We start from the raw sequence: 24058 nt of genomic DNA on the forward strand, positions 1-24058 counted from the left end.
CGAGCTCTCGCCGTTCGGACGGCGCCGGTGGCCCTGGTGGTCGTCGCTGCGCTCGCGTTGTTCGCGAGCATGGCGGTGGCCCTGGGCATCGGCGCCGTCCGCGTACCCACCGCCGATGTCGTCGAGGTGGTGCTACGCAGGCTCAACGTCGGCGACTTCGACGTCCGCCTGCTCGACGACCAGATCGTGTGGCAGCTGCGGGTGCCACGCGGACTCGGGGCCGCCGCGGTCGGTGCCGGGCTGGCGATCTGCGGTGTCGTGCTCCAGGCACTCACCCGCAACGACCTCGCCGACCCTTACCTGCTGGGCCTCTCCAGCGGGGCGGGCGTCGGCGCCGTCACGGTGATCGTGCTCGGCGTCTCCTTCGCGGGCTTCGTCGGCTCGACGGCGGTCACGGCGGCAGCACTCGTCGGCTCGCTCGCGGCCCTGCTCCTGGTGCTGGTGATCTCCGTGGGCCGCGGTGGCGAGCTGCCCCCGGCTCGCACCGTGCTCGCCGGCGTCGCCGTGGGCCAGGTCGCGACGGCCTACACCTCGCTCATCGTCATCGTCGACGGCGACAGCCATGCCGCACGCCGCGTGCTGGAGTGGACCCTCGGCTCGGTCGCCGGCCTGCGCTGGCCGAGCGCACTCGTGGTCACCGTCGTCGCCCTGCTCGGGGTGGTCTTCTTCAGCGCCCTCGCCGACCATCTCGATGCCTTCGCCTTCGGCGAGACCGCCGCGCGCTCGTTGGGAGTCGACGTCGTGCGCCTGCGGTGGGTGCTCCTCGTCGGGACGGCGTTCGTGACGGCCGTGCTGGTGGCCTACGCGGGGGCGATCGGCTTCGTCGGCCTGGTCGTGCCGCACATGGTGCGCGCGGTCGTCGGGCCGCGACATCGCCTGCTCCTGCCGCTCTCGGCACTCGTCGGTGCCACCCTGCTCGTGCTCGCCGACCTCGGCGCGCGCACCGTCGTCGAGGGCCAGGAGGTGCCGATCGGCGTCGTCACCGCGGTGATCGGTGCCCCCTTCTTCGCGGTCCTGCTGCGCCGTAGTCGGAGCGCGACGTGAACGCCCTCGTCGCACGGGACCTGACCTGGTCGGTCAAGGAGCGCACCATCGTCGACGTCGAGCACCTCGAGTTGCGGGCTGGTCGGTTGACGGGACTGCTCGGACCCAACGGCTGCGGCAAGACGTCGTTACTGCACCTGCTGGCGGGGGTGCGCCGTACCGGCGCCGGTTCGGTGCGTCTGGGAGAGACCGACGTGGTGCGGCTCTCCGCCCGCGAGCGCGCCCGCGTGCTGGCGTTGGTGGAGCAGCAGGCCGCGACCGCCCTCGACCTGACTGTCCGCCAGGTCGTCGAGCTCGGTCGCGTGCCCCACCGGATCCGCGTCGGCATCCCGGAGCGCGACGTCGGCGGGGCCGACGCCATCGCGAGGGCGGTCGAGGCGACCGACATCGCCGACCTGCTCGATCGCACCTGGCAGCACCTCTCCGGAGGCGAACGGCAACGCGTCCACCTGGCGCGGGCGCTCGCCCAGGAGCCGCAGGTGCTGCTGCTGGACGAGCCGACCAACCACCTCGACCTTCGGCACCAGCTCACCCTGCTCACCCAGGTACGCGACGTGGGGATCACCACCGTGGCCGCGTTGCACGACCTCGACCTCGCCGCGGCGTTCTGCGACGACCTCGTCGTGATGTGTGCCGGGCGGATCGTGGCTTCGGGTCCGACGACGGAGGTCCTGACCAGCGCCCTGGTCGCCGAGGTCTACGGCGTCGCCGTCGACGTCGCGCCGCACCCGACCCGCACGGGGATGCACGTGCGATGGTCGGGGGTGCTGGCATGACCACGGATCCGCGGGTTGTCCTGGTGGGCATGTCGCACGGCGAGGTCGCCGCACGCGCTGCGCTGCTCGAGCTCGCGCGCCCGCACGGCGCCCGTCTCGCTTATCTCCAGGCCGGCACACCGTCGGTGGTGGGGGTGCTGGACGACCTCGCCGATGCCGATGGAGCGGGGCGCCCTGCGCGCATCGTGCTCGTCGGCGTCAAGCTGGGTCGGCTCGGGCCGGGGGCATCGTGGCTGCGCAGGATCGTCGCCCACTGGTGGCGCGAGCGGACCGGGCCGCGCCCGACGCTCGACGTCGCGACCACGCTGGTCGCCGACGCCGCGGAGCTGCGCGCGGTGCTCGACCCGGCTGCCGGTCTCACCCGCGCCGTCTCCGACGGGGGAGCCGGGCTCACCTCGGCCGCCTGGGAGGACGTGCCCCAGCACCGCCACCAGGTGCTCGTCTGCCGCGGCCCCCGGTGCGCCGCCCAGGGCGCTGAGGCTGTGGCCGAAGCGCTGGCCCTGGAGCTGATGAGCCTGGGGCTGGGCGACGACGACGTGCTCGTCACCCATACCGGCTGCCAGTTCCCCTGCAACCAGGCTCCCGTCGTCACGGTGCAGCCCGACGACGTCTGGTACGGCGGGGTCGACGCGGACGTCGTCCGCGCGATCGCCCGACAGCACCTCGCCGCGCACACACCCGTGGCATCCCACCGACTGACCCGATCGATCCGGAACACCCAGGACCCCGGGAGGGACCACTGATGCGCATCGCCCTGCTCTCCACCTCCGACACCGACCTGCTCTCGGCGCGCGCCGCGAGCCGCCTCGGTGCCGACTACGTCTACGCCAATCCCTCGCGGCCCGGACACCAGTCGATGGCCGCGGTCATCGAGGGTTGCGACCTCGTGGTCGGACGGATCCTCGGTTCGCCCCAGGACCTGTGTGGTGGCTTCCGCCGGATCCGCGAGACCGGGATGCCGATGGTCGTGCTCGGCGGGGAGCAGCAGCCCAGCGCGGAGCTGATGGAGCTCTCCTCGGTGCCGATCGGCATCGCCGCGCAGGCCCACCGCTACCTCGCGCAGGGTGGCCCAGAGAACCTGCGACAGTTGCACGCCTTCCTCTCCGACACGGTGCTGCTCACCGGTGACGGCTTCGAGGAGCCGGTGGAGATCCCCGAGTGGGGGTGGGCCGAGCGGGGCTCCTCCACCGCCAGCACGGCGGTGCAACCGGTGGTCGAGGAGGTCCGAGGAACGAGGACGGTCTCGAAACCCCGCGTCGGCGTCCTCTACTACCGGGCGCACGAGGCGAGCGGCAACACGGCGTTCGTCCATGCCCTCGCCGACGCCATCGACGCGACTGGGGAGGCTGTCGGGCTGCCGATCTTCGCGGGCTCGCTCCGCGCCGCCCCCGACGCTCTCTTCGCAGACCTCGGCACGCTCGACGCCCTGGTCGTCACCGTGCTCGCCGCCGGCGGCAGCACCCCGGCCGGTGCCAGTGCAGGCGAGGACGACGAGTCGTGGGACGTCGAGCGGATCGCCGCCCTGGACATCCCCGTCCTGCAGGGGCTCTGCCTGACGTCGAGCCGCGCGGAGTGGGAGGCCAACGACGACGGCGTCACGCCTCTCGACTCCGCCACCCAGGTCGCGATCCCGGAGTTCGACGGCCGGATCATCACGGCGCCGTTCTCGTTCAAGGAGATCGATCCTGATGATCCGGCTGGTCTGCCCCGATATGTCGCCGACGCAGAGCGATGCGGTCGCGTAGCCCGGATCGCCGTCAACCACGCGCGTCTGGGCCACATCCCGGTCGAGGATCGCAAGGTGGCGCTGATGCTCTCGGCCTACCCGACCAAGCACAGCCGCGTCGGCAACGCCGTCGGCCTCGACACGCCGGTCTCGACGATCCGGCTCCTGCGCCGGATGCGCGGGGCCGGCTACGACCTCGGTGGTCCCGGCGCGATCCCGGGGCTCGACCTCGACGACGACACCGTGGCCGGTGACACGCTCATCCACGCCCTGATCGACGCCGGTGGCCAGGACGAGGAATGGCTCACCAACGCCCAGCTGACCGAAGCCCACGTGCGGATCAGCAAGGCCTCCTACGACGCCTGGACCGCCGACCTCCCTCCCGACCTGCGCTCCGACATCGAGGAGGCCTGGGGGCCCTCGCCGGGCACCCTGTTCGTCAACGACGCCGGCGAGATCGTGCTCGCGACGATCCAGGCGGGCAACGTGGTGCTGCTGATCCAGCCGCCGCGCGGCTTCGGGGAGAACCCGGTGGCGATCTACCACGATCCCGACCTCGCGGTGACCCACCACTACCTGGCGGCCTACCGCTGGCTCGCCGCTGCCGAAGACGACGGCGGCTTCGGAGCGCACGCGGTGGTGCACCTGGGCAAGCACGGTTCGATGGAGTGGCTGCCGGGCAAGAACGCCGCGCTCTCGGCGTCCTGCGCCACCGACGCCGCGATCGCCGACCTGCCGCTGATCTACCCGTTCCTGGTCAACGACCCGGGCGAGGGCGCTCAGGCCAAGCGCCGAGCGCACGCCACGATCGTGGATCACCTGATCCCGCCGATGGCCCGAGCGGAGTCCTACGGCGACATCACCCGGCTCGAGCTGCTGCTCGACGAGTACTCCAACATCGCCGCGATGGACCCGGCCAAGCTGCCGGCGATCCGTGGCGAGATCTGGCAGCTGATGCAGGCGGCACAGATGCATCGCGACCTCGGGCTGGAGGAGCGACCGGAGGACGACGACTTCGACGACTTCCTGCTGCACGTCGACGGTTGGCTGTGCGAGATCAAGGACGCGCAGATCCGCGACGGCCTGCACGTGCTCGGCGCCGCCCCGCAGGGCGAGGCGCGGGTCAACCTGGTGCTCGCGATCCTGCGTGCGGCCCAGGTCTGGGGCGGGCAGTCCCACGCCGTGCCCGGGTTGCGGGCAGCACTCGGCCTGAAGGAGGGAGCCGAAGCGGCGGTCGCGGTCGACGCCATCGAGGAGAAGGCGCGAGCTCTGGTGCAGGCGATGGAGGTCGCCGGCTGGGACGTCGCCGCCGCGGCCGGACTCCACCCGGACCCGCAGGTCGTGCAGGTGCTGGAGTTCGCGGCCACCCAGGTGGTGCCGCGGCTGGCAGGCACGACCGACGAGCTCGACGCCGTGCTGCACGCCCTCGGCGGTGGCTTCGTTCCTGCCGGGCCGAGCGGGTCTCCGCTGCGGGGCCTGGTCAACGTGCTGCCGACGGGCCGCAACTTCTACACCGTCGACCCCCGTGCTGTGCCCTCGCGCCTGGCCTGGCAGACCGGTCAGGCGATGGCCGAATCGCTGCTGCAGCGCCACCTCGACGACACCGGCGAGTACCCGACGTCGGTCGGGCTCTCGGTGTGGGGCACCTCCGCGATGCGCACCAGCGGCGACGACGTCGCCGAGGTGCTCGCCCTGCTCGGCGTCCGTCCGGAGTGGGACGAGGCCTCCCGCCGCGTGCGGGACCTGACGGTCGTGCCCCTGGAGGAGCTGGGACGGCCGCGCATCGACGTCACCGTGCGGATCTCCGGTTTCTTCCGCGACGCCTTCCCGCACGTCGTCGCGATGCTCGACGACGCCGTCGGCCTGGTCGCGTCGCTGGAGGAGCCGCTGGACCGCAACTTCGTGCGGGCCCACACCCAGGCCGACCTCGCCGAGCACGGCGACGAGCGCCGCGCGACCTCCCGGATCTTCGGCTCCAAGCCGGGCTCCTACGGCGCCGGCATCCTGCAGGTGATCGAGTCCGGCACCTGGCGCTCCGACGACGATCTCGCGGAGGTGTACACCGCGTGGGGCGGGTTCGCCTACGGACGCGGGCTCGACGGCGTCGCGGCGTCGGAGGACATGCGCACCAACTACCGGCGGATCAAGGTCGCGGCCAAGAACATCGACACCCGCGAGCACGACATCGCCGACAGCGACGACTACTTCCAGTACCACGGTGGGATGGTCGCCACGATCCGAGCGCTCACGGGCTCGGAGCCGAAGGCCTACGTCGGCGACTCGACCACGCCCGACGCCGTGCGCACCCGCACCCTGCAGGAGGAGACCAACCGCGTCTTCCGCTCGCGGGTCGTGAACCCGCGCTGGATCGCCGCGATGCAGCGGCACGGCTACAAGGGCGCGTTCGAGCTCGCCGCGACCGTCGACTACCTCTTCGGCTTCGACGCCACCGCGGGCGTCGTGCACGACTGGATGTATGAGTCGTTGGCGAAGGAGTACGTGCTCGACGAGACGAACCAGGAGTTCATGCGGACCTCGAACCCGTGGGCGTTGCGCGGCATCGTGGAGAAGCTGCACGAGGCACGCGACCGTGGCCTGTGGGCCGAGCCCGATCCGGACCTCCTGGCCGCGCTGCAACAGGTCTACCTCGACCTCGAAGGCGACCTGGAGGACCGGTGATCATCCGAGTCGTCGGCTTCGGCATGGGGCCCCAGCACGTCACGCCGGAGGCCGCGGCGGCGCTGCGGGCGTCGTCGTACGTGCTCGCGGTCAGCAAGCGGGACGACGACCCGCTGCTCGCCGTCCGCCGCGAGGTCGCCGCGGCGTACGGGCTGGACGTCGTCGCCGTCGAGGACCCTGCCCGGGACCGTGACGACCCGGCCGACTACGACGGCGCCGTCCGCGACTGGCACGAGGCGCGGTCGCACGCGTGGGGTACCGCTGTCGCGGGCCGGCCGGGCGATCCCGCCTTCCTGGTGTGGGGCGACCCCGCGCTCTACGACTCCACGCTGCGCGTGGTGGACCGGCTCGCGGCACGGCTCGACGCCGACGTCGAGGTGGTCGCCGGCATCAGCGCGCCGCAGCTGCTCGCGGCGCGGCACCGGGTGGTGCTCCACGAGGTCGGCCACCCGGTGCACGTCACCACCGAGCGTCGGCTGCGCGGCGACGGCGCGGGCCGGGCAGCGCAATCTCGTCGTGATGCTCACCAGCGGTGCCGCGTTGACGGGCCTGGAGCAGTGGTCGATCTGGTGGGGGGCCAACCTCGGTCATGGCTCGGAGCGGCTGGTCGCCGGCCGGGTCGGGCACGTGGCCGAGGAGATCGCCTCGGCTCGGGCGGCCGTGCGGGCCGGGGCCGGCTGGGTGATGGACCTCTACCTGCTCCGCGCCCCCGACCCAGGAGAGCTGCCATGACCCGGCCCGACCGCGACGTGCTGCTCTGCCGCGACTGCTGCTGCGGCACGAGCAAGCACCCCACGACCGACCACGCCGCCCAGCGCGACGCCGTCGAGGCGTCTGCGGGGGAGTGGGACGGGGAGCGGGTGCGGGTCCGCGTCGTGGACTGCCTCGACGAGTGCGACCGCAGCAACGTCGTGCTGGTGCGCGACTTCACGGTCCCGGGACGCCGTCCGAAGGACGTCTGGCTCGGTGGTGTCCTCACCGAGGCCGCGACGTCCGCGCTGGCCACCTGGGTGCGTCGCGGCGGCCCGGTGCCCGAGGCGCTCGCTCCGCTGATGTTCCGGGGCAAGCGCAGTTGATCGCTACGATCGCCGCCCATGGACGCGCCGCAGACTTCCGTCGCGGTGCCGACGTGATCGCCGCAGCCGTGCCGGCGCCTCGCCTCCCGGGCCGGGCGGTGCTGGTCGTGCCCGTGCGCGAGCTCGAGGACGTCGTGCGCGAGCGCACCGCACACCACGACGCGACGTTCCTCGGTGTGGACGACGCCTTCTGCAACGCCCACATCACGTTGCTCGGGCCCTGGCTCGATGATCCCGACGACGCCGACCTCGCCTCCGTCGGTGCGATCGCTGAGTCCACGCCGCCGTTCGACGTCACGCTCGGCCGGGTCCGGGAGTTCCCCGACGGCCTGCTCTACCTCGCGCCGGAACCCGACGCCGGGTTGCGGTCCCTGACGGCGGCGCTGATGGCCGCGTTCCCGCAGTGCCCGCCCTACGGCGGAGCCTTTCCCGAGCCGACACCGCATCTCACGATCGAGCACCGCGCCTCCGGTCTCGACGCCGACGACGTCCGCGCGCTGCTCGGCGACCGCCTCCCGGTGACGAGCCGGGTGGAGCGGATCGACCTCCAGTGGTGGGCCAACGACGACTGTCACGTGCGGGCCTCGTGGAGGCTCGGCTGATGGCCGGGCTGCTGGTCGCCGGCACCACCTCCGATGCCGGCAAGAGCGTCGTGACGACCGGCCTGTGTCGCGCGTTCGCGCGCCGCGGTGTGCGGGTGGCTCCGTACAAGGCACAGAACATGAGCAACAACTCCATGGTCGTGCGCGACGCGCGCGGGTCGACCGGCGAGATCGGTCGGGCCCAGTGGATCCAGGCGCTGGCCGCCCGCGCCACGCCCGAGGTCGCGATGAACCCGGTGCTGCTCAAACCCGGCACCGATCGCCGCAGCCACGTCGTGCTGATGGGGCAGCCCTCGGGACACGTCGACGCACGCGACTTCGTGGACGGTCGCCGTCGTCTGGCCGCCGCCGCGCACACGGCGTTCGACGACCTCGCCGCGCGCTATGAGGTCGTGGTGGCCGAGGGCGCGGGCAGTCCGGCGGAGATCAACCTGCGGGCCGGCGACTACGTCAATCTCGGCCTCGCCCGGCATGCCGACCTGCCGACCGTCGTGGTCGGCGACATCGACCGCGGTGGAGTCTTCGCCGCGTTCTACGGCACCCTGCACCTGCTCGACCCGGCCGACCAGCGGATGATCGCCGGCTGGATCGTCAACAAGTTCCGGGGCGACGTCTCGCTGCTGCAGCCCGGCCTCGACGAGCTGAGCGCACGCACGCTGCGACCCTTCTTCGGGGTCCTGCCGTGGCACCCCGACCTGTGGCTCGACAGCGAGGACGCCCTCGATCTGGAGGGCCGCCGCGAGCACGGCGGCGCGGCGCGTGCCCGGGTCGCCGTCGTCCGGTTGCCGCGGATCTCCAACTTCACCGACGTCGACGCCCTCGGCCTCGAGCCCGACCTCGACGTCGTCTTCGCCAGCACGCCCCGCGGACTGGCCGACGCCGACCTGATCGTGCTGCCCGGCACCCGCGCGACCCTGGCCGACCTCGGCTGGCTGCGCGCGCGGGGACTCGACCGGGCCATCCTCGCTCACGCGGCCGCCGGTCGACCGGTGCTCGGCATCTGCGGCGGCTGCCAGATGCTCGGTGAGGAGATCAGCGACCCCGACGGCGTCGAGGGCCCGGGCACGGACGCACCCGTGTCCGGACTCGGCCTGCTGCCCTTGCGCACCGTGTTCGGCGTCGAGAAGGTGCTGCGCCTGCACGAGCCCGCGGGCTACGAGATCCACCACGGCCAGGTCGGCGGAGAGCGTGTCGCCGACGCGGTCGGCGGCACGATGGTGCACGGGTCCCTCGAGGACGACGCGACCCGCGCGGGCTTCCTGCGCGACGCCCTCGGCGTCACCTCGCGCGCCTCCTTCCCGGCTGCGCGCGAGCGGCGTCTGGACCTGCTCGGCGATCTGGTCGAGCAGCACCTCGACGTGGACGCTCTGCTCGAGCTGGCCCACCGCGGCCCGAACGGACCGGGATCGTGAGGGTCCTGGTCCTGGGTGGCACCGGCGAGGCCCGCGCCCTGGCCGCGGCTCTGGTGGCCGACGGCGACGAGGTGCTGACCTCGCTGGCGGGCCGCGTGTCGAACCCGGCGCTGCCGGTCGGCCAGGTGCGGATCGGCGGCTTCGGCGGCATCGACGGGCTACGCGAAGCCGCGGCTGCGTTCGACGTCGTGGTCGACGCGACCCATCCGTTCGCCGCCACCATCTCCGCACATGCCGCGCTGGCCTGCCCGGAGCTGCTCCGGCTCCAACGCCCCGGCTGGGAGCCGCTCGGCGACTGGCGCGAGGTGGCCGACCACGGCGAGGCGGGCGCCGCCGCCCCGTCGGTCGCGCGCCCGGTCCTGACGGTGGGTCGGCAGTCGCTCGCGGCCTTCCGCGACCACGTTGCCCACCGCGCAGCCCTGGTGCGCGTCGTCGAGGCACCGCCCGCGGGCGAGGTGCCGCCGGCCTGGTCGCTCCTGCGCGACCGCGGCCCCTACGACGTCGCGGGGGAGACGACGCTGATGCGCGAGCACGGCATCGACGTGCTCGTCACCAAGGACTCCGGTGGCGCGATGACGCGTCCCAAGATCGACGCCGCTGCAGCGCTCGGCGTCCCCGTGATCGTCGTCCGCCGTCCTGCCGTGCCCCCCGGAGCCACGTGCGTGGACGACGTCGCCGCCGCCAGGCGATGGGTGCGAGCGCGAGGAGGGCGGCGACCTGGACCCGTCGTGCGAGATGCCGCGCGGCCATGAGGTCCTGGGCGGAGGGCGGCCCGCCGTCGCCGAGGAGGTGCCGGTCCTCGACCCGGCCGGCGTAGACGTTCACCCCGCCCAGACGGACGCCGAGTCCGCCGGCGAAGGCGGCCTCGATCGGCCCGGCGTTCGGGCTGGGGTGGCCGGCGGCGTCGCGGCGCCACGTCCGGGCGGCGCGGCGCGGGTCGGGGCCCAGCGCCACGGCCAGCGCTGCGGTGAGCCGGGAGGCAGGCAGGTTCGCGACGTCGTCCAACCTCGCCGCCGCCCAGCCGAAGTGCCGGTAGCGCGGGCTGCGGTGGCCGATCATCGCGTCGAGGGTGTTCACGGCGCGGTAGCCGAACAGTCCGGCAGGCCCGAGCACGGCACCCCACACCAGCGGCGCGACCACGGCATCGGAGGTGTTCTCCGCGACCGTCTCGATCGCGGCGCGCGCGACACCTGCCTCGTCGAGAGAGGCGGTCTCGCGTCCCACGATCCGTGCTACCCGACGGCGTGCTGCGGGCAGGTCGCCCGTGACCAGACGGCGCTCGACGGCTGCCGCCTCGCGGTCGAGGGTCGTACCGCCGAGCACCACCCAAGTCGCCACCGCGGTGCCGACCGTGCCCTGCGGAAACGCTCGACCGACCAGGACCGCGCCGCCCACCAGCAGCGCGACGTGGACGACGCCGTGTGCGCGGTCGTTGCCGTAGCTGCGCTGTTCGACCGCCCCGGCGAGACGGCCGAAGCCCGCCACCGGATGCCATCGGGCAGGATCGGCGAGCAGACGGTCGGCGGCGAACCCGAGCGCCAACCCGGCCCAGCGATTCCCGCGACTCATCGGAGGTCTCCATGCAGGTGCTCGTGACCGGCGGCGTGCGCTCGGGAAAGTCGCGCCACGCCGAGTCGCTGCTGCGCGAGCGTCCCGCCGTCCGCTACGTGGCACCGGGGCCCGTGCTCGACGACGCCGACTGGGCCGCGCGGATCGCGGCGCACCGTGCCCGCCGTCCGGCGTCGTGGGAGACGGTCGAGACCCATGATCTCGCCGTCGCCCTGCAGACCGACGTCCCGCTGCTGATCGACTGTCTGGGCACCTGGCTGACGGCAGCCATCGACGCCGCCGACGCCTGGGAGTGGCCGGCCGACGAGCTGACGGACTGGGTGGTCGACCAGGTCGGCACCGCGCTCGCAGCCGTGCGCGGCGAGGTGGTGTGGGTGACCAACGAGGTCGGGATGGGCGTGGTGCCCGCACACCGGTCGGGTCGCCTCTTCCGCGACCTGCTCGGCACGGTCAATCAACACATCGGCGCCGCCTGCGACGAGGTGCACCTCGTGGTCGCCGGGCGCGTACTGCGGCTTCACGAGGCCATCTAGAGCAGGCACGCCGCCGCCAGCAGCAGGGCCGCGAAGACCGTCTCCACTGCAGCGCCCATCACGTCCCCGGTCACGCCACCGAGGCGGCGAACGCAGCGGACGATGAGCACGACCACCACCAGCGCGGGTACGACACCGAGCAGCAGCACAGCCGCGACGGCGATCGGCGTCGGGACGACACCGATGAACGAGAGCCCGAGGCCGTCGGGGCGAGCGCCAGGAACCGGGGTGGCGCAGACCAGCCACAGTGCGACCCGGGAGAGGCAGACCAGCAGCCCACCGAGCAGGGCATGCCGCAGGTCGGCGGTCAGACCCGCCAGGCAGGCCGCCTGCACGCCGAGCACCACGATGACCGCCACCGTGCCTGCGGGGCCCGACGTCCCGGACTTCATCACCGCCAGCGAGCGCTCGCGGTCGTAGGAGGAGGTCAGCCCGTCGGCGACGTCGGAGAGGCCATCCCAGTGCAGCGCACGCGTGCCGAGCGCGAGCACGCCGACGGCGATCAGGCCCACGGCGAGCGGCGCAAGGTCCAGTGCTCCGCCTGCCCACAGCACCGTCGCGACGGCGATGCCCAGCGGTAGGACGGCGAGTGGTGCGAGCAGGATCGCCCCCCGCGCGGTCGACGGCGTCACCGACCGTGGTGCCCCGACCGGCAACACCGTGAGGGTGCCGGCGGCCAGGCGCCACGCGTCGAGCGACATCGGATGCCGGTTCAGAGCAGGTCGGCGAGCAGGGCGACGTCGCGCAGGAGAGCCACGGCGCTGCGCACCACCGGGACGGCGGCGACCGCACCGCTGCCCTCGCCGAGTCGCAGGTCGAGGTCCAGCAGCGGGCGGAGACCGAGCTTCTCCAGGGCCAGGCTCTGAGCCGGTTCGGTCGAGCGGTGCCCGGCCGCGAACCACGCGGCGGCGCCGGGGTCGATCGCGTCGGCGAGCAGTGCGCAGGTGACCGCCATCAGGCCGTCCAGCAGCACCGGGACGCCGGCGCGCGCCGCCGTCACCTGGAACGCCGTCGCCGCCGTCAGGTCGGCGCTGCCCAGAGCCGTCAGGCAGGTCCGCGGGTCGTTCCCACGGTCGCCGACACGGGCCAACGCCTGGGCCACGATCGCGGTCTTGCGGATCAGGCCGTCGTCGTCGACACCCGTGCCGCGCCCGACCACGAGGTCGGCGGGCAGGCCGAGAGTGGCGGCGATCATCGCCGCCGACGGGGTCGTGTTGCCGATGCCCATATCGCCGGAGATCAGCAGGTCGGCGCCCGCCGCGATCTCCTCCTCGGCGACAGCGACGCCGACGGCCCACGCGGTGTCGTGCTGCTCGGGCGTCAGTGCGTCGTCGAGGTGGATCGGGCGCGAACCGCGGCAGACCCGCCATGGTCCGGCACGCTCGTCGTCGACCGCGACGTCGATGACGCGCACGCCGACGCCGTGTGCCCGTGCCAGCGCGTTCACTCCACCCCGGCCGGACTCGAAGGTCGCCACCATCGCTCGGGTGATCTCGGAGGGATAGGCGCTGACGCCGTGCGCCGCCACGCCGTGGTCACCGGCGAAGATCGCGAGCCGGACGTCGTCCACCGGACGCGGCGGCACCTCGCCCTGGCACGCGGCCAGCCACACGCCGAGGTCGGCGAGCCGGCCGAGGGCCCCGGCAGGTGTCGCGAGAGCGGCGACCCGCTCCTGTGCCGCCCGCCGGGCGTGCTCGTCGGGTGCTCTCACAGGCTCGCGACCAGCTCGCGACGAGCCTGCTGGGCCACCGCGGCGACCTGGAGCCGGCTCACCAGGAAGGTCAGGCCGAGGCCGATGACGCTCCACATCGTGACCAGGGTGAACAGCGAGGCAAGCCGGAAGTTCCAGAGCACGTCGGCCGGGAAGGCGCCGATCTCGTTCACGGTCGGCAGGGCGGTCGTCGCGACGACCGCGACCGCCGTGTAGCCGACGACGGCGATCGCCGTGGCCAGGTAGGCGCCGAGACGCTCGTAGAGCCGGACGGCGACGACGACCGCGACGATCGCGGCCACCACGGAGATGCCGACGAGCGTGAAGTAGTCGGCCGTGCGGGCGCCGATCGTGTCGCCGCTCCCGACCGCCGGCGGGTTCGGCGGGTACTTCAGGAACGGCACCAGGGTGTAGGCCAGGAATCCCACCCCGGCGACGAGCGTCGTCGACTGCACCGGCGTGAGCCGGCCGAGTCGTCCGACCGCGCCGGCCGCGATCAGGGCCATCAGGCCGCCGAGCGCGACGCCGATCGCCAGGGTGCCGGTGAGCAGACCCCAGGTGCGTTGGTTGTCACGGCTGACCTCGGTGCCGGCGTCCTCGCTGTGACTGTGGCCCGCCGGTGCGTCGCCCTCGGCGTCGTCGTGGCTGTGGGCGGCGTCCTCGGGAGCCGCGGCGGCGCCGGACTCCTCGAGGGCGATGGCGGTCTCCACGTGCGGCTCGCCCACCTGGTGGGCGACGAAGAAGGAGGCCAGACCGGCCAGGAGGCCGACCAGGAGACCGCGGACCAGGAAGGCGCGAGCGTTCATGTCTCGACTCCTGCCGTTCTCAGTGGCAGGGGTAGCCGAGCAGGTGGCGTCCGTCGTGGACCCACTCGTGGATGGCGTTGCCCGAGGGGATCGACACCGCGCCCTGGTCGGCGGAGATGAAGAAGATGACGATCAGCGCCAGCAGTCCGAAGAGCAGCGCCCACGGGGCGAGCTCGCGCAGCGGGATCGCCGGGATCGCGATCGGCTCGGCTGCGGGATTGACGATGGCAGAGGGAGACGACATGAGTTCCTCCTTCAGGGTTCTGCGCCCTGGTCGATGCGGATGGATGCAGTCCGTCGGGTCTGACTCCACCGCGTCGTCGTCCCGATCGGATCGGGGCTCGGAGGCGATGTCACAGTAGCGCGACTGTGCCGGAATCCCACCGGCTTCCTCGGGGCTGCAGACGGAGCCTAGGGCATGGTCGGGGCGGTGCTGCAGAGGTCCGCCAGCCGGTCCAGGACGACGTCGATGACGACCGGCGGGCGCGCGGCGATTCGCACCCATGAGGCATCGAGACCGGGGAAGGTGTCGGCGCGTCGCACCGCGATGCCGGCGTCGCGAAGCCGTGCGTGCACGCCGTCGCCGACGCGGGCGAGCACGAACGGCGCACCCGAGGGCACGTGGTGGACGCCGAGCCGGGTGAGACCCTCGGCGAGGTGGGTACGCCACAGGCGCAGCTCGGTCGCGCGTCGCTCGGACTCCGCGAGCGCCATCGGTGTCGAGCAGGCCAGCGTCGCAGCCAGAGCCGGGGTCGAAAGCGCCCACGGCGCCTGCTGCGCGCGCAGGCTCGCCACCACGGCCGCGTCGCCGACGACGTAGCCGGCACGGATGCCGGGCATCGACCAGTGCTTGGTGAGGCTGCGACTGACCAGGAGTCCGGGCAGCTCGGAGTCGCCGGTCAGCGACGGGTGCTCGCCGGGCACGGCGTCCATGAACGCCTCGTCGACGAGCACCACCCGGCCCGGCCTCAGCAGCGCCTGGACCGTCGCTGCCGGATGAAGCACCCCCGTGGGGTTGGTCGGATTGCCCACCACGACCAGGTCGGCGTCGTCGGGCACCAGTGCGGGATCGAGGCCGAACGGCTCCGGCAGCACCACCGCGGTGACGTCGTGCCCGGCGGCGAGCAGCGCGGCGTGCGGCTCGGTGAACTGCGGGTGGACGACGACGGCGCGCTGCCAGGGGCGTGCCCGCGCGAGCAGGGTGAACGCCTCGGCGGCGCCGGCGGTGAGCAGCACGTCGTCGGGTGAACGGGCGTGGCGAGAGGCGACGGCGGCCGTCGCATCGCCGGCGTCGGGGTAGCGGGTCGAGTCGCGGATCCCCTGCAGCAGAGCCGATTCGAGCCACTCGGGCCGGTCGCCGGAGTACACGTTGACCGCCAGGTCGAGCAACCCGGCGGTCGCCTCGGCGTCGCCGTGATGGTGCAGGTCTGGCCCGGTGCTAGCCACGGGAGCACGCCTCGGCGAAGCGCTCGGCGAGCAGCGGATGCCCGGCCCAGTGCGTGTGGAGGTAGGAGGCGTGCAGCGTGGGAGAGGCGAAGCCGGTGGGCGCGCCGTCGATCGTCCAGGCAGGAGTCGGGCCCGCGGCCGGCAGCGTCGTGGTGCGGTGGAACTCGTGGCCGGTGACCTGTTCTCCGCGTCGGGTGAGCAGCGAGTCGCCGGGCGCGTGGGCCACCGGGTAGCGCAACGTCAACCGCGGTGCCATCGCCGCCTCGACGTCGAGCGCGCCCGCCATCGCCACGCCGTCGAGACTGCGGGCGAGGTAGAGCAGGCCGGCGCACTCGGCGACCGTCGGCAGGCCGTCGCGGACGGCGTCGCGCACCTCGCGCATCAGAGCCGTGTTTCCCGACAGGTCGCCCGCGTGCATCTCCGGGAAGCCGCCGCCGAGGTAGAGCCCGGTCGTGCCGGCCGGGAGGCCCGCGTCGGTCATCGGGTCGAAGCGCACCACCTCGCCCCCCGCCGCCCGCAGCAGCTCCTCGGTCTCGGCGTAGGTGAAGGTGAACGCACGGCCGCCGGCCATCGCGATCACTCCGCCGCGCTGGTGGTGCGTGACGACGCTCGACGCCGACCACGCCGTCGCATCGAGGTCGGGTGCGGTCGCCGCCAGGGCGAGCACGGCGTCCAGGTCGACGTGGGCGGCGACCTGATCGGCGAGTCGGTCGAGGGCCGATGCCGACAACTCGCGCTCGTCGGCGGGCACCAGGCCGAGGTGTCGCGAGGGGGCGCTGATCGCCTCGTCGCGGGGCAGGGCACCGAGCACGGGCAGGCCCGTCCGGGCGACGGCCGAGCGCACCTCGGTCTCGAGACGTGGCGATCCGACCTGGTTGAGGATGACGCCGACGACGTCGATCGAGGCGTCCCAGGTCGCCATCCCGTGCACGACCGCGCCGAGCGATCGCGAGGAGCGCGCGACGTCGACCACCAGCACGACTGGGGTGCGGGTCAGGGCGGCGACGTGGGCGGTGGAGGAGAAGCCGTCGCCGCCGATCCGGCCGTCGAAGAGGCCCATGACGCCCTCGATCACCGCGACGTCGGCCGGCCGCGGCGTCACGGCACCGTGGACCAGCAGCGGGACGACGAGAGCCTCGCCGACCAGGTGCGGGTCGAGGTTGCGCCCCGGGCGACCGCAGGCCAGTGCGTGATAGCCGGGATCGATGTAGTCGGGGCCGACCTTGTGTCCCGAGACCTCCAGCCCGCGGCGCCGCAATGCCGCCATCAGGCCGGTCGACACGGTCGTCTTGCCCGAGCCCGTCGCCGGTGCGGCGATGACGAGTCGGGGGAGCCGGGCAGGCGCGGGTGCCGTCACCATTCGATGCCCGACTGGCCCTTCTGGCCGCGCTGCATCTGGTGCTTGACCAGCCCCATCTCGGTCACGCAGTCGGCGATCTCGATCAGCGCCGGGTGCGCGCGTCGCCCGGTCACGACGACGAACTGCCGGCCCGGCCGGTCGCGGAGCGTGCTCACGACGTCCTCGACGTCGACCCAGCCCCACTCCATCGGATAGGTGAACTCGTCGAGCACGTAGAGGTCATGGCGCTCCTCGGCGATCCGGCGCTTCACCTCCGCCCAGCCCTCGGCGGCGTCGCGGGCATGGTCCTCGGCCGAGCCCTCCTTGCGCGACCACGACCAGCCCGAGCCCATCTTGTGCCACTCGACCGGCCCGCCCTCGCCGGTCTGCTCGTGCAGCTCGCCGAGCCGCTCCAGCACCGTCTGCTCTCCGATCCGCCACTTCGCCGACTTCACGAACTGGAACACCCCGACGTTCCACCCCTGGTTCCAGGCGCGGATCGCGAGCCCGAACGCGGCCGTCGACTTGCCCTTGCCGTCTCCGGTGTTCACCAGGAGCAGCGGCAGTCGACGCCGTTGAGCGGTGGTGAGGCCGTCGTCGGGGACGACGTCGGGAACGCCGCGCGCCATCAGGCGACCCGCTCGCGCACGACGTCGGTCAGTGCGCTGGCGCTGACCTCGGCGAGCAGGAGGTGCTCGGCGCGGAGCCGGGCGGCCAGGATGCCGGCGAGGCCCAAGCGCATCGCACCGGACTCGCAGTCGACCACGACACCGGCCACGCCGGAGGCAGCGAGCTGGTCGGCGACGTGGTGGGCGCGGACGAGAGCATCCGCGCCCGCGTTCGCTCGGCCGTCGGTGACGACCACCAGGAGCGCGCGCCGTCGCGGATCTCGGGTGCGCTCGACGGCGAGCAGGCGCGCCGCTTCGGCCAGTCCCTCGGCCAACGGTGTGCGGCCACCCGCGGGGAGGTCGTCGAGCCGACGCGCTGCGATGTCCACCGAGCGCGTCGGCGGCAGGGCCAGCTCGGCGTGCTGACCACGGAACGTGACCAGGCCGACCTTGTCGCGCCGCTGGTAGGCGTCCAGCAGCAGGCTGAGGATGGCGGTCTTGACCTGCTCCATCCGGCGGCGCGCGGCCATCGAGCCGGACGCGTCGACGCAGAAGAGCACCAGGTTCGACTCTCGGCCCTCACGGGTGGCCACCCGTAGATCCTCGCCGCGCAACCTCATCGGCTCACCGGTCGACGCTGCGCCCGCGGGACGCCCGCGAGCGACCTGATGCGGCGCCGCCGCGCGGAGGGTCTCCAGCAGATGCACCGCGCCGGTGTCGCCGGGACGCGCGCCCACGCGCCGTCCGGTGTCGGTGACGGCGCGGCTACGGCGCCCCGCCTCGCCCCGACCGGCGCCGGCGACGCTGAGGAGCCGCGCGCGGAACGGGGTGCCGGCCGTGGAGGGTTGCGAAACGCTCTGGCTCGGCGCGCCCCCGTCGGTGGTCGAGGAGCGAGTGGCGTCGCTCGACTCATGCCCGGTGGGCGACTCGAGGCCCGGTGAGTCGGTCGGCCGATCGGGAGCAGCGTCCCCGTCCGGACCACCAGCACCACCAGGACCACCGGGTCCATCAGGGCCATCGGGTCCGTCGGGGTCCGGGTCCGGCTCGGGCTCCTCGCCGAGCAGCTCGTCGAGCAGCGACTCGTCCAACCCGGGGGCATCGAACGGGTTGCGGCGACGGCGATGGGGGAGCGCCAGTCGTGCGGCGACGCGGACGTCGTCCAGCGTCACCTCGCGGCGACCCTCCCAGGCGGCGTGCGCGGCGGCGGTGCGCGCCGTCACGAGATCGCCGCGCAGGCCGTCGACGTCGAACGCCGAGCACACCTCGGCGATCCGGAGCAGCATCGCGTCGCCGAGCTCGACCTGGCCGACCGCGGTTCGGGCCTCCGCCAGTCTTGCGGTCAACTCGGTCTCGGCGTGCGCGTAGGCGGCGTGGAAGGCAGCGGGGTCGGCGTCGAAGGCCATCCGCCGTCGCACGACCTCCACCCGCAGCGCGGGGTCGCGGGGGGCGGCGACCTCGACGGTCAGCCCGAAGCGGTCGAGCAGCTGCGGGCGCAGCTCGCCCTCCTCGGGGTTCATCGTGCCCACGAGCACGAACCGCGCCTCCCGCGAGACCGACACGCCGTCCCGTTCGACGGTGCATCGCCCCATCGCGGCCGCGTCGAGCAGGACGTCGACCAGGTGGTCGTGCAGCAGGTTGACCTCGTCGACGTAGAGCAGGCCGCGGTGCGCCTTGACCAGCAGCCCGGGCTCGTACTCGGCCTTCCCCTGCGCCAGAGCCTTCTCCAGGTGCAAGGAACCGAGCACGCGGTCCTCGGTCGCGCCGACCGGCATCTCGACCAGCGGCACCGTCGTGCCGTCCGCCAGCGGTGGCAGGACGGCGGCGAGTGCGCGCACGATCGTCGACTTCGCCGTGCCCTTCTCGCCGCGCACCAGGACGCCGCCGATCTCGGGGCTGATGGTCGTGAGCACCAGCGCGAGCGACATGTCACCGGGGTCGACGACCGCGGTGAAGGGATAGGTCTGACCTGAGGCCGGCATGTGAGGCTCCCGCTCGTCCGCCTGGGTGGATGGACGTCGCGAGGCCGGTCTTCGGACTTCTCGGATCGACCTGCCCGATGTTCAGGGCGTGCCGTCCGAGTCACCGCAGCGGGCCTGTGCCGGACTCTCACCGGCTTCCCAGATTCTCCCCTCGAGCCCGGCATCGAGCCGAGCCGTCGGGGCACCTCGCAACCAGCGCACGATAGCGTCACGGCCCGTGGATCCCCGACCCCCGACGCGTTCGCGGACGCCGATCGATGTCGTCGGCATCGGCGCGGAGGGCTGGTCAGGACTCAGCGTCGAGGCCCGCGAGGTGATCGCGAAGGCCCCACGTCTCCTGGGATACGGCCGCCACCTCGGGCTCGTGCCCGAGCAGGCCGGGCAGGAGCGCCGCCAGTGGGACGGCGTGGTGGACCTGGGTGCGGATCCGTGGCTGTCGACCGATCAGCCCGTGGTCGTGCTCGCCTCCGGCGACCCGCTCGTCTCGGGGATCGGCTCCGCGCTGGTCGACAGCTTCGGGGAGTGCGTCCGCATCCACCCGGCGCTCTCGTCGGTGGCGCTGGCCCGAGCGCGGATGGGCTGGCGTGCGGAGACGACCACCGTGGTGACCGTCGTCGGACGGCGGCACGAGGCCGTGCTGCGGCACCTCGCCCCCGGTCACCGCCTGCTCGTGCTGACCTCCGATGCCTCCTCCCCGGACGTCGTCGCGGCGCTGCTGCGCGACGCGGGCTACGAGCGGAGCCGTATGACCGTGCTCGGCGATCTCGGTGCTGCCTCGGAGTCACGACTCGAGGGCAGGGCCGGCGACTGGTCGCACACCTCGCCGGCCCTGCACGTGCTCGCCCTCGAGCTCGACGGTCCGTCCGTCGCCGGGTGGACGGCCGGACTCCCTGACGACGCGTTCGAGCACGACGGCCAGCTCACCAAGCGCGACGTCCGCGCCAGCGCCCTGGCCCGGCTCGCGCCACAGCCGGGTCAGGTGCTGTGGGACGTCGGCGCGGGAGCGGGTTCGATCGGCATCGAGTGGATGCGCGCCCATGCCACCTGCAGTGCCGTGGCCTTCGAGCGTCACCCTGACCGGCGGGCTCGGATCGCCCGCAACGCGGCGCGTCTCGGCGTTCCGGGGTTGGAGGTGGCCGGTGATGCCGCCACCCTGTTCGACGTCGGGTGCGCGCACCCGGCACCCCACGCGGTCTTCGTGGGCGGTGGCGCCACCACGCCCGGCCTGATCGACCTGTGCCGCGACCGACTGCTGCCGGGGGGACGTCTCGTCGTCCACGGTGTCACCCTCGAGACGGAGCGGCTGTTGCTCGACGCCTACGCCACGCACGGTGGCGAGCTGACCCGGATCGCCGTCGAGACGACCGCTCCGATCGGGACGTTCACCGGCCGGACGCCGGCCCGCGCCGTCACGCAATGGTGCTGGACCAAGGCTGAGGAGGGCCGATGACGGTTCACTTCGTCGGAGCAGGCCCTGGTGCCGCCGACCTGATCACGGTGCGGGCGATGACCCTGCTGGGGCAGGCCGACGTCGTGCTCTACCCGGGTACCTACATCGACCAGGCCGTGCTCGCGCACTGCGACGGCGCCCGCGTGGTCGACACCCAGGACCTCGACCTCGAGCAGATGGTGCAGATCATGGTCGAGGCGCACGCCGCCGATCTGGACGTCGTCCGCCTCACCAGCGGCGATCCGTCGGTGTACTCGGCGCTGGCCGAGCAGACCCGTCGTCTCGACGAGGCCGGCGTGCCGTGGGACGTCACTCCGGGAGTCGCCGCCTACGCCGCCGCCGCCGCCGTGGTCGGGCGCGAGCTGACGGTGCCGCTCGTCGCCCAGTCGGTCGTGATCACGCGAGCCCAGGCGCGCTCGACGCAGATGCCGGCGGGGGAGTCGCTGGCCGCGTTCGCCGCGACCCGGGCGACGCTGGCGGTGCACCTGGCGATCACCCGCGTCCGCGACGTCATGGACGAGGTCGTCGAGCACTACGGACCTGCCTGCCCGGTCGTCGTGGTCTACCGCGCGAGTCAGCCCGAGCAGATCGTGCTGCGCGGCACGGTCGCCGACATCGCCGACCGGGTCGAGACCGCGGGGCTGCGGCAGGCCGCTGTGATCCTCGTGGGCGAGGCCCTGCGTCGCGACGACGTGGGCACTCCGGGTTTCAGCGGCGGGGAGTCCTACCTCTACTCGTCCACACGCGACCGGTCGACGAAACGCTAGTGCCGCTCGACCCCACGATCAGCAGGCACTTCATGTCGATCGTGGCGGCGTCGAGATCTCCCAAGGTCGTGACGAGGAGCGACTCCTCCGCACGCCCGATGTCGCGACCGACGACGACCGGTCGATCGGCGGGCAGCACCTCCAGGAGCAGCTTCTGGGCCGCCACGACCTGCTCGCGCCGTGAGCGCGACGCCGGGTTGTAGAGCGCGATCACCAGGTCGGCCTCGGCGAGGCTGCGCAGCCGGTGCTCGATCGTCGTCCAGGACTTGAGCCGGTCGCTGAGGTTGAGCACCGCGAAGTCGCCGCCGATCGGTGCGCCGGCGCGGGCAGCCACCGCCTGGACTGCGCTGACGCCGGGCAGCACCCGTACCTCGACGTCGTCGTACTCGTCGGCGATCTCGAAGACCGCGGCCGCCATGCCGAACACGCCGGCGTCGCCGCCGGAGACGACGGCGACCCGCTCGCCGGAACGCGCGAGGTCGAAGGCGAGCCGCGCACGGTCGACCTCGACGGTGTTGCCGGATGCGTGCCGCGTCAGCCCGGCGCGCTGCGGGACCCTGGCGACGTAGGGCGCGTAGCCGACGACGTGGTCGACCTCGGCGAGCGCCGAGCTCGCCTCCGGCGTCATCCAGGCGTCCGGGCCGGGGCCGAGGCCCACGACGAGGAGCTCGGCGGCGTCCCGATCCCGGTGGTCGAGCTTGCCGACACCCGGTGCGGGGCTCCGGTCTCGATGGTCGAGCCGGTCTCGGTGGTCGAGCTTGCCGAGACCCGGCGCGGTGTCGCCCGGCACCACGATCAGCGAGAAGTACGGCACGTCGGCCGGGTCGACGTCGGTGACCGGCAGACGTCGCTCGTCGGTCATGGAGGCGCGTTCCACGTACACCGCGCCGTCGAGCCGGCCCGCCGCCTCCAACGCCCGACGGACGGCCGGGAAGGTACGGCCGAGCTTCATGATCACGGCGCCGTCGGTGTCGGCCAGTCGGCGCGCCAGCTCCGCCTCGGGCAGGGTGCCGGGCAGCACGGTGAGCACGTCGGTCTGGCGCACCAGCGGCACCTGGGCGGCGGCGGTGGCGGCGGCGAAGGCGGGCACCCCCGGCACAACCTCGGCCTGGAAGTCGGGAGCCAGTCGGTCGTGCATGTACATCGCCGAGCCGTAGAACAGCGGATCGCCCTCGGCGAGCAGCACGACGTCGCGGCCCGCTGCGAGGTGCGCGCGGAGACGCTGCGCCGCGGCCTCGTAGAAGTCGGCCATCGCGCCGGCGTAGCCGCCGGGGTGGTCAGTGGTGCCGGTCGTCACCGGGTAGCGGAGCTCCTCCTCGATCACGCCCGGACGCACATGGGCATCGGCGATCCGGCGCGCGTGCGAGGACTTCCGGACGCCGGCATGGAACGCCACGACGTCGGCCGCGGCGATCAGGCGTGCTGCCTTGAGCGTGATCAGCTCCGGATCACCCGGCCCGAGCCCCACGCAGAAGAGCCGCCCGGCCGCCGCGGCCGGCAGGGCTGTCACTCCTCCTCCGAGGCGAGCGCGTTGATGGCCGATGAGGCCATCGCGGAGCCGCCGCGGCGTCCGCGCACCGTCACGAACGGGACGTCGACGCCATGGTCGTCGGCGAGCGCGATCAGGGCGTCCTTGGACTCGGCCGCGCCGATGAAGCCGACCGGGCAGCCGATGATCGCGGCCGGCCGGGGGGCGCCGTCGATGAGCATCTCCATCAGGTGGAACAGCGCTGTCGGTGCGTTGCCGATCGCGACGACCGCTCCCTCCAGGTGGGGCGCCCAGAGCGAGACGGCGGCCGCGGTGCGGGTGGTGCCCCACGCGCGGGCGAGGGTGGGCACCTCGGGGTCGGTCAGCATGCAGTGCACGGCGTTGCCCGCCGGCAGCCGGCTCGCGGTGATGCCCATCGCGACCATCCGCGCATCGCACAGGATCGGCGCGCCGGCGGCGAGCGCGGCGCGGCCGGCAGTGCCGAGCCGGGGGTGGACGACGAGGTCGGGGACCAGGTCGACCTGACCGCTGCCGTGGACCATCCGGACAGCGACCTTCTCCGCATCGGCCGGCACGCCCGCGAGGTCGGTCTCGGCCCGGATCGTGGCGAAGGAGTCCACGTAGATCGCCGGGCCGTCCTTGACGTAGGCGTAGTGCCTCGACGGTGGGGTCGGGGGCAGCGGGTTCACAGGATCTCCTCGGCGGACGGACGGGTGCTGATCTGGTCGGTGAGCAGGACGCCGCGCCACGGCGTGACGACGAGTTCGGCGCTGCGGGCGGCGAGAGCGGCGACGGCGGTGGCGTCCAGGGCGCCGCCGACCGCTGCGACGTGGACGTCGTCGAACGGTAGGGGCGGGGGAGCCGGTGCGGCCCTCGCGCGTGGATCGGCGGGCCGAGGGGGAGCGAGCGGTACCGGCAGCTCGTCGACGTGCCAGGGTGCGTCGTCGCCGTCCCCCCGCACGCGGAGGAACTCGACGGCGAGCGCGAGCAGCTCGCCGACGGCGTCACCGAGCCCGACCACCTGTCCCCAGCCCCCCCCCGCGCGA

19 protein-coding genes, 3 pseudogenes and 2 riboswitches are annotated in these 24058 nt (G+C 73.3%); of the genes and pseudogenes, 11 read left to right on the forward strand and 11 right to left on the reverse strand.

All coding sequences use genetic code 11. The annotated features are described in order from the left end of the window. Positions 1-69: 69 nt before the first annotated feature. Genes KSO97_RS12230 through KSO97_RS12265 form a run of 8 tightly spaced genes read left to right on the forward strand, consistent with a single transcriptional unit; the run spans position 70 to position 10067 of the window. Positions 70-1044 carry a FecCD family ABC transporter permease gene (locus KSO97_RS12230; protein ID WP_374198507.1) on the forward strand — a complete coding sequence of 325 codons (975 nt, stop codon included), beginning with the start codon at positions 70-72 and terminating at the stop codon, positions 1042-1044. Then, entirely contained in the window at positions 1041-1820 is a 780-nt protein-coding gene (locus tag KSO97_RS12235; protein WP_232679237.1) for an ABC transporter ATP-binding protein, read from the forward strand. Before KSO97_RS12230 ends, KSO97_RS12235 begins: the two co-directional genes overlap by 4 nt. Continuing rightward, positions 1817-2563 (forward strand): ferredoxin, encoded by a 747-nt coding sequence (locus KSO97_RS12240; protein ID WP_232679239.1) that lies wholly within the window; start codon positions 1817-1819, stop codon positions 2561-2563. The genes KSO97_RS12235 and KSO97_RS12240 overlap by 4 nt, the downstream gene beginning before the upstream one ends. Next, on the forward strand, positions 2563-6225 hold the full coding sequence (cobN, locus tag KSO97_RS12245) for a cobaltochelatase subunit CobN (RefSeq protein WP_232679241.1): 3663 nt from the start codon (positions 2563-2565) through the stop codon (positions 6223-6225). Before KSO97_RS12240 ends, cobN begins: the two co-directional genes overlap by 1 nt. Beyond that, the gene (locus KSO97_RS12250) at positions 6222-7301 is read left to right on the forward strand and encodes an SAM-dependent methyltransferase (RefSeq protein ID WP_232679243.1); all 1080 of its coding nucleotides are present in this window, start codon (positions 6222-6224) and stop codon (positions 7299-7301) included. Before cobN ends, KSO97_RS12250 begins: the two co-directional genes overlap by 4 nt. Next, a complete protein-coding gene (locus KSO97_RS12255; RefSeq protein ID WP_232679245.1) occupies positions 7298-7903 on the forward strand; it encodes a 2'-5' RNA ligase family protein in 606 nt (201 codons plus the stop codon). Before KSO97_RS12250 ends, KSO97_RS12255 begins: the two co-directional genes overlap by 4 nt. Continuing rightward, complete coding sequence (locus KSO97_RS12260; RefSeq protein ID WP_232679247.1) at positions 7903-9315, forward strand: cobyric acid synthase; 1413 nt, start codon at positions 7903-7905, stop codon at positions 9313-9315. Before KSO97_RS12255 ends, KSO97_RS12260 begins: the two co-directional genes overlap by 1 nt. Continuing rightward, positions 9312-10067: a cobalt-precorrin-6A reductase gene (locus tag KSO97_RS12265; protein WP_308188297.1), complete on the forward strand. Its 756-nt coding sequence runs from the start codon at positions 9312-9314 to the stop codon at positions 10065-10067. The genes KSO97_RS12260 and KSO97_RS12265 overlap by 4 nt, the downstream gene beginning before the upstream one ends. A gap of 40 nt (positions 10068-10107) precedes the next feature. Here KSO97_RS12265 and KSO97_RS12270 read toward each other — a convergent pair. After that, positions 10108-10884, reverse strand: a pseudogene (locus KSO97_RS12270) (CobD/CbiB family cobalamin biosynthesis protein); the annotation flags it as partial. 11 nt (positions 10885-10895) lie between these two features. Between KSO97_RS12270 and cobU the strand changes: the two are divergent. After that, positions 10896-11417 (forward strand): bifunctional adenosylcobinamide kinase/adenosylcobinamide-phosphate guanylyltransferase, encoded by a 522-nt coding sequence (gene cobU, locus KSO97_RS12275; RefSeq protein WP_232679250.1) that lies wholly within the window; start codon positions 10896-10898, stop codon positions 11415-11417. On the opposite strand, the gene KSO97_RS12280 is transcribed toward cobU, so the two are convergent. The 7 genes and pseudogenes from KSO97_RS12280 to KSO97_RS12315 form a co-directional block, all read right to left on the reverse strand. Next, positions 11414-12118 carry an adenosylcobinamide-GDP ribazoletransferase gene (locus KSO97_RS12280; protein ID WP_232679252.1) on the reverse strand — a complete coding sequence of 235 codons (705 nt, stop codon included), beginning with the start codon at positions 12116-12118 and terminating at the stop codon, positions 11414-11416. The genes cobU and KSO97_RS12280 overlap by 4 nt on opposite strands. Before the next feature lie 11 nt (positions 12119-12129). Further along, entirely contained in the window at positions 12130-13128 is a 999-nt protein-coding gene (gene cobT / locus KSO97_RS12285; protein ID WP_232679254.1) for a nicotinate-nucleotide--dimethylbenzimidazole phosphoribosyltransferase, read from the reverse strand. Then, positions 13125-13934, reverse strand: a complete 810-nt coding sequence (locus KSO97_RS12290) for a CbtA family protein (protein WP_232679255.1) — start codon at positions 13932-13934, stop codon at positions 13125-13127. Before KSO97_RS12290 ends, cobT begins: the two co-directional genes overlap by 4 nt. A 19-nt stretch (positions 13935-13953) precedes the next feature. Continuing rightward, positions 13954-14178 (reverse strand): CbtB-domain containing protein, encoded by a 225-nt coding sequence (locus KSO97_RS12295; protein ID WP_232679257.1) that lies wholly within the window; start codon positions 14176-14178, stop codon positions 13954-13956. A 34-nt stretch (positions 14179-14212) separates the two neighbouring features. Beyond that, positions 14213-14358: riboswitch (cobalamin riboswitch) on the reverse strand. Continuing rightward, a pseudogene (locus tag KSO97_RS18470) lies at positions 14346-16740 on the reverse strand (cobyrinate a,c-diamide synthase). (Overlaps the previous riboswitch by 13 nt.) Further along, a complete protein-coding gene (gene cobO / locus KSO97_RS12310) occupies positions 16734-17348 on the reverse strand; it encodes a cob(I)yrinic acid a,c-diamide adenosyltransferase (protein ID WP_232679264.1) in 615 nt (204 codons plus the stop codon). Before cobO ends, KSO97_RS18470 begins: the two are co-directional and overlap by 7 nt. Then, a complete protein-coding gene (locus KSO97_RS12315; RefSeq protein WP_232679284.1) occupies positions 17348-19306 on the reverse strand; it encodes a VWA domain-containing protein in 1959 nt (652 codons plus the stop codon). The genes cobO and KSO97_RS12315 overlap by 1 nt, the downstream gene beginning before the upstream one ends. 24 nt (positions 19307-19330) lie before the next feature. Then, a riboswitch (cobalamin riboswitch) is annotated at positions 19331-19510 on the reverse strand. 13 nt (positions 19511-19523) lie between these two features. Here KSO97_RS12315 and cbiE point away from each other — a divergent pair. Together cbiE and cobM are read left to right on the forward strand one after the other, a co-directional pair. After that, positions 19524-20756, forward strand: coding sequence for a precorrin-6y C5,15-methyltransferase (decarboxylating) subunit CbiE (cbiE, locus tag KSO97_RS18330; RefSeq protein ID WP_232679286.1), 1233 nt, complete (start codon positions 19524-19526; stop codon positions 20754-20756). Next, positions 20753-21523: a precorrin-4 C(11)-methyltransferase gene (gene cobM, locus KSO97_RS12325; RefSeq protein ID WP_232679288.1), complete on the forward strand. Its 771-nt coding sequence runs from the start codon at positions 20753-20755 to the stop codon at positions 21521-21523. Before cbiE ends, cobM begins: the two co-directional genes overlap by 4 nt. Here cobM and KSO97_RS12330 read toward each other — a convergent pair. From KSO97_RS12330 to KSO97_RS12340, 3 genes and pseudogenes are all read right to left on the reverse strand, one after another. Further along, positions 21465-23033: a precorrin-2 C(20)-methyltransferase gene (locus KSO97_RS12330; RefSeq protein WP_232679290.1), complete on the reverse strand. Its 1569-nt coding sequence runs from the start codon at positions 23031-23033 to the stop codon at positions 21465-21467. The genes cobM and KSO97_RS12330 overlap by 59 nt on opposite strands. Beyond that, positions 23030-23692 carry a precorrin-8X methylmutase gene (locus KSO97_RS12335; RefSeq protein ID WP_269782440.1) on the reverse strand — a complete coding sequence of 221 codons (663 nt, stop codon included), beginning with the start codon at positions 23690-23692 and terminating at the stop codon, positions 23030-23032. The genes KSO97_RS12330 and KSO97_RS12335 overlap by 4 nt, the downstream gene beginning before the upstream one ends. A 5-nt stretch (positions 23693-23697) precedes the next feature. Continuing rightward, positions 23698-24058: pseudogene (locus KSO97_RS12340) on the reverse strand (hypothetical protein); the annotation flags it as partial.

Origin of the sequence: Nocardioides sp. R-C-SC26, from assembly GCF_021246465.1 — a bacterium.
Taxonomy (GTDB): Bacteria; Actinomycetota; Actinomycetes; order Propionibacteriales; family Nocardioidaceae; genus Nocardioides.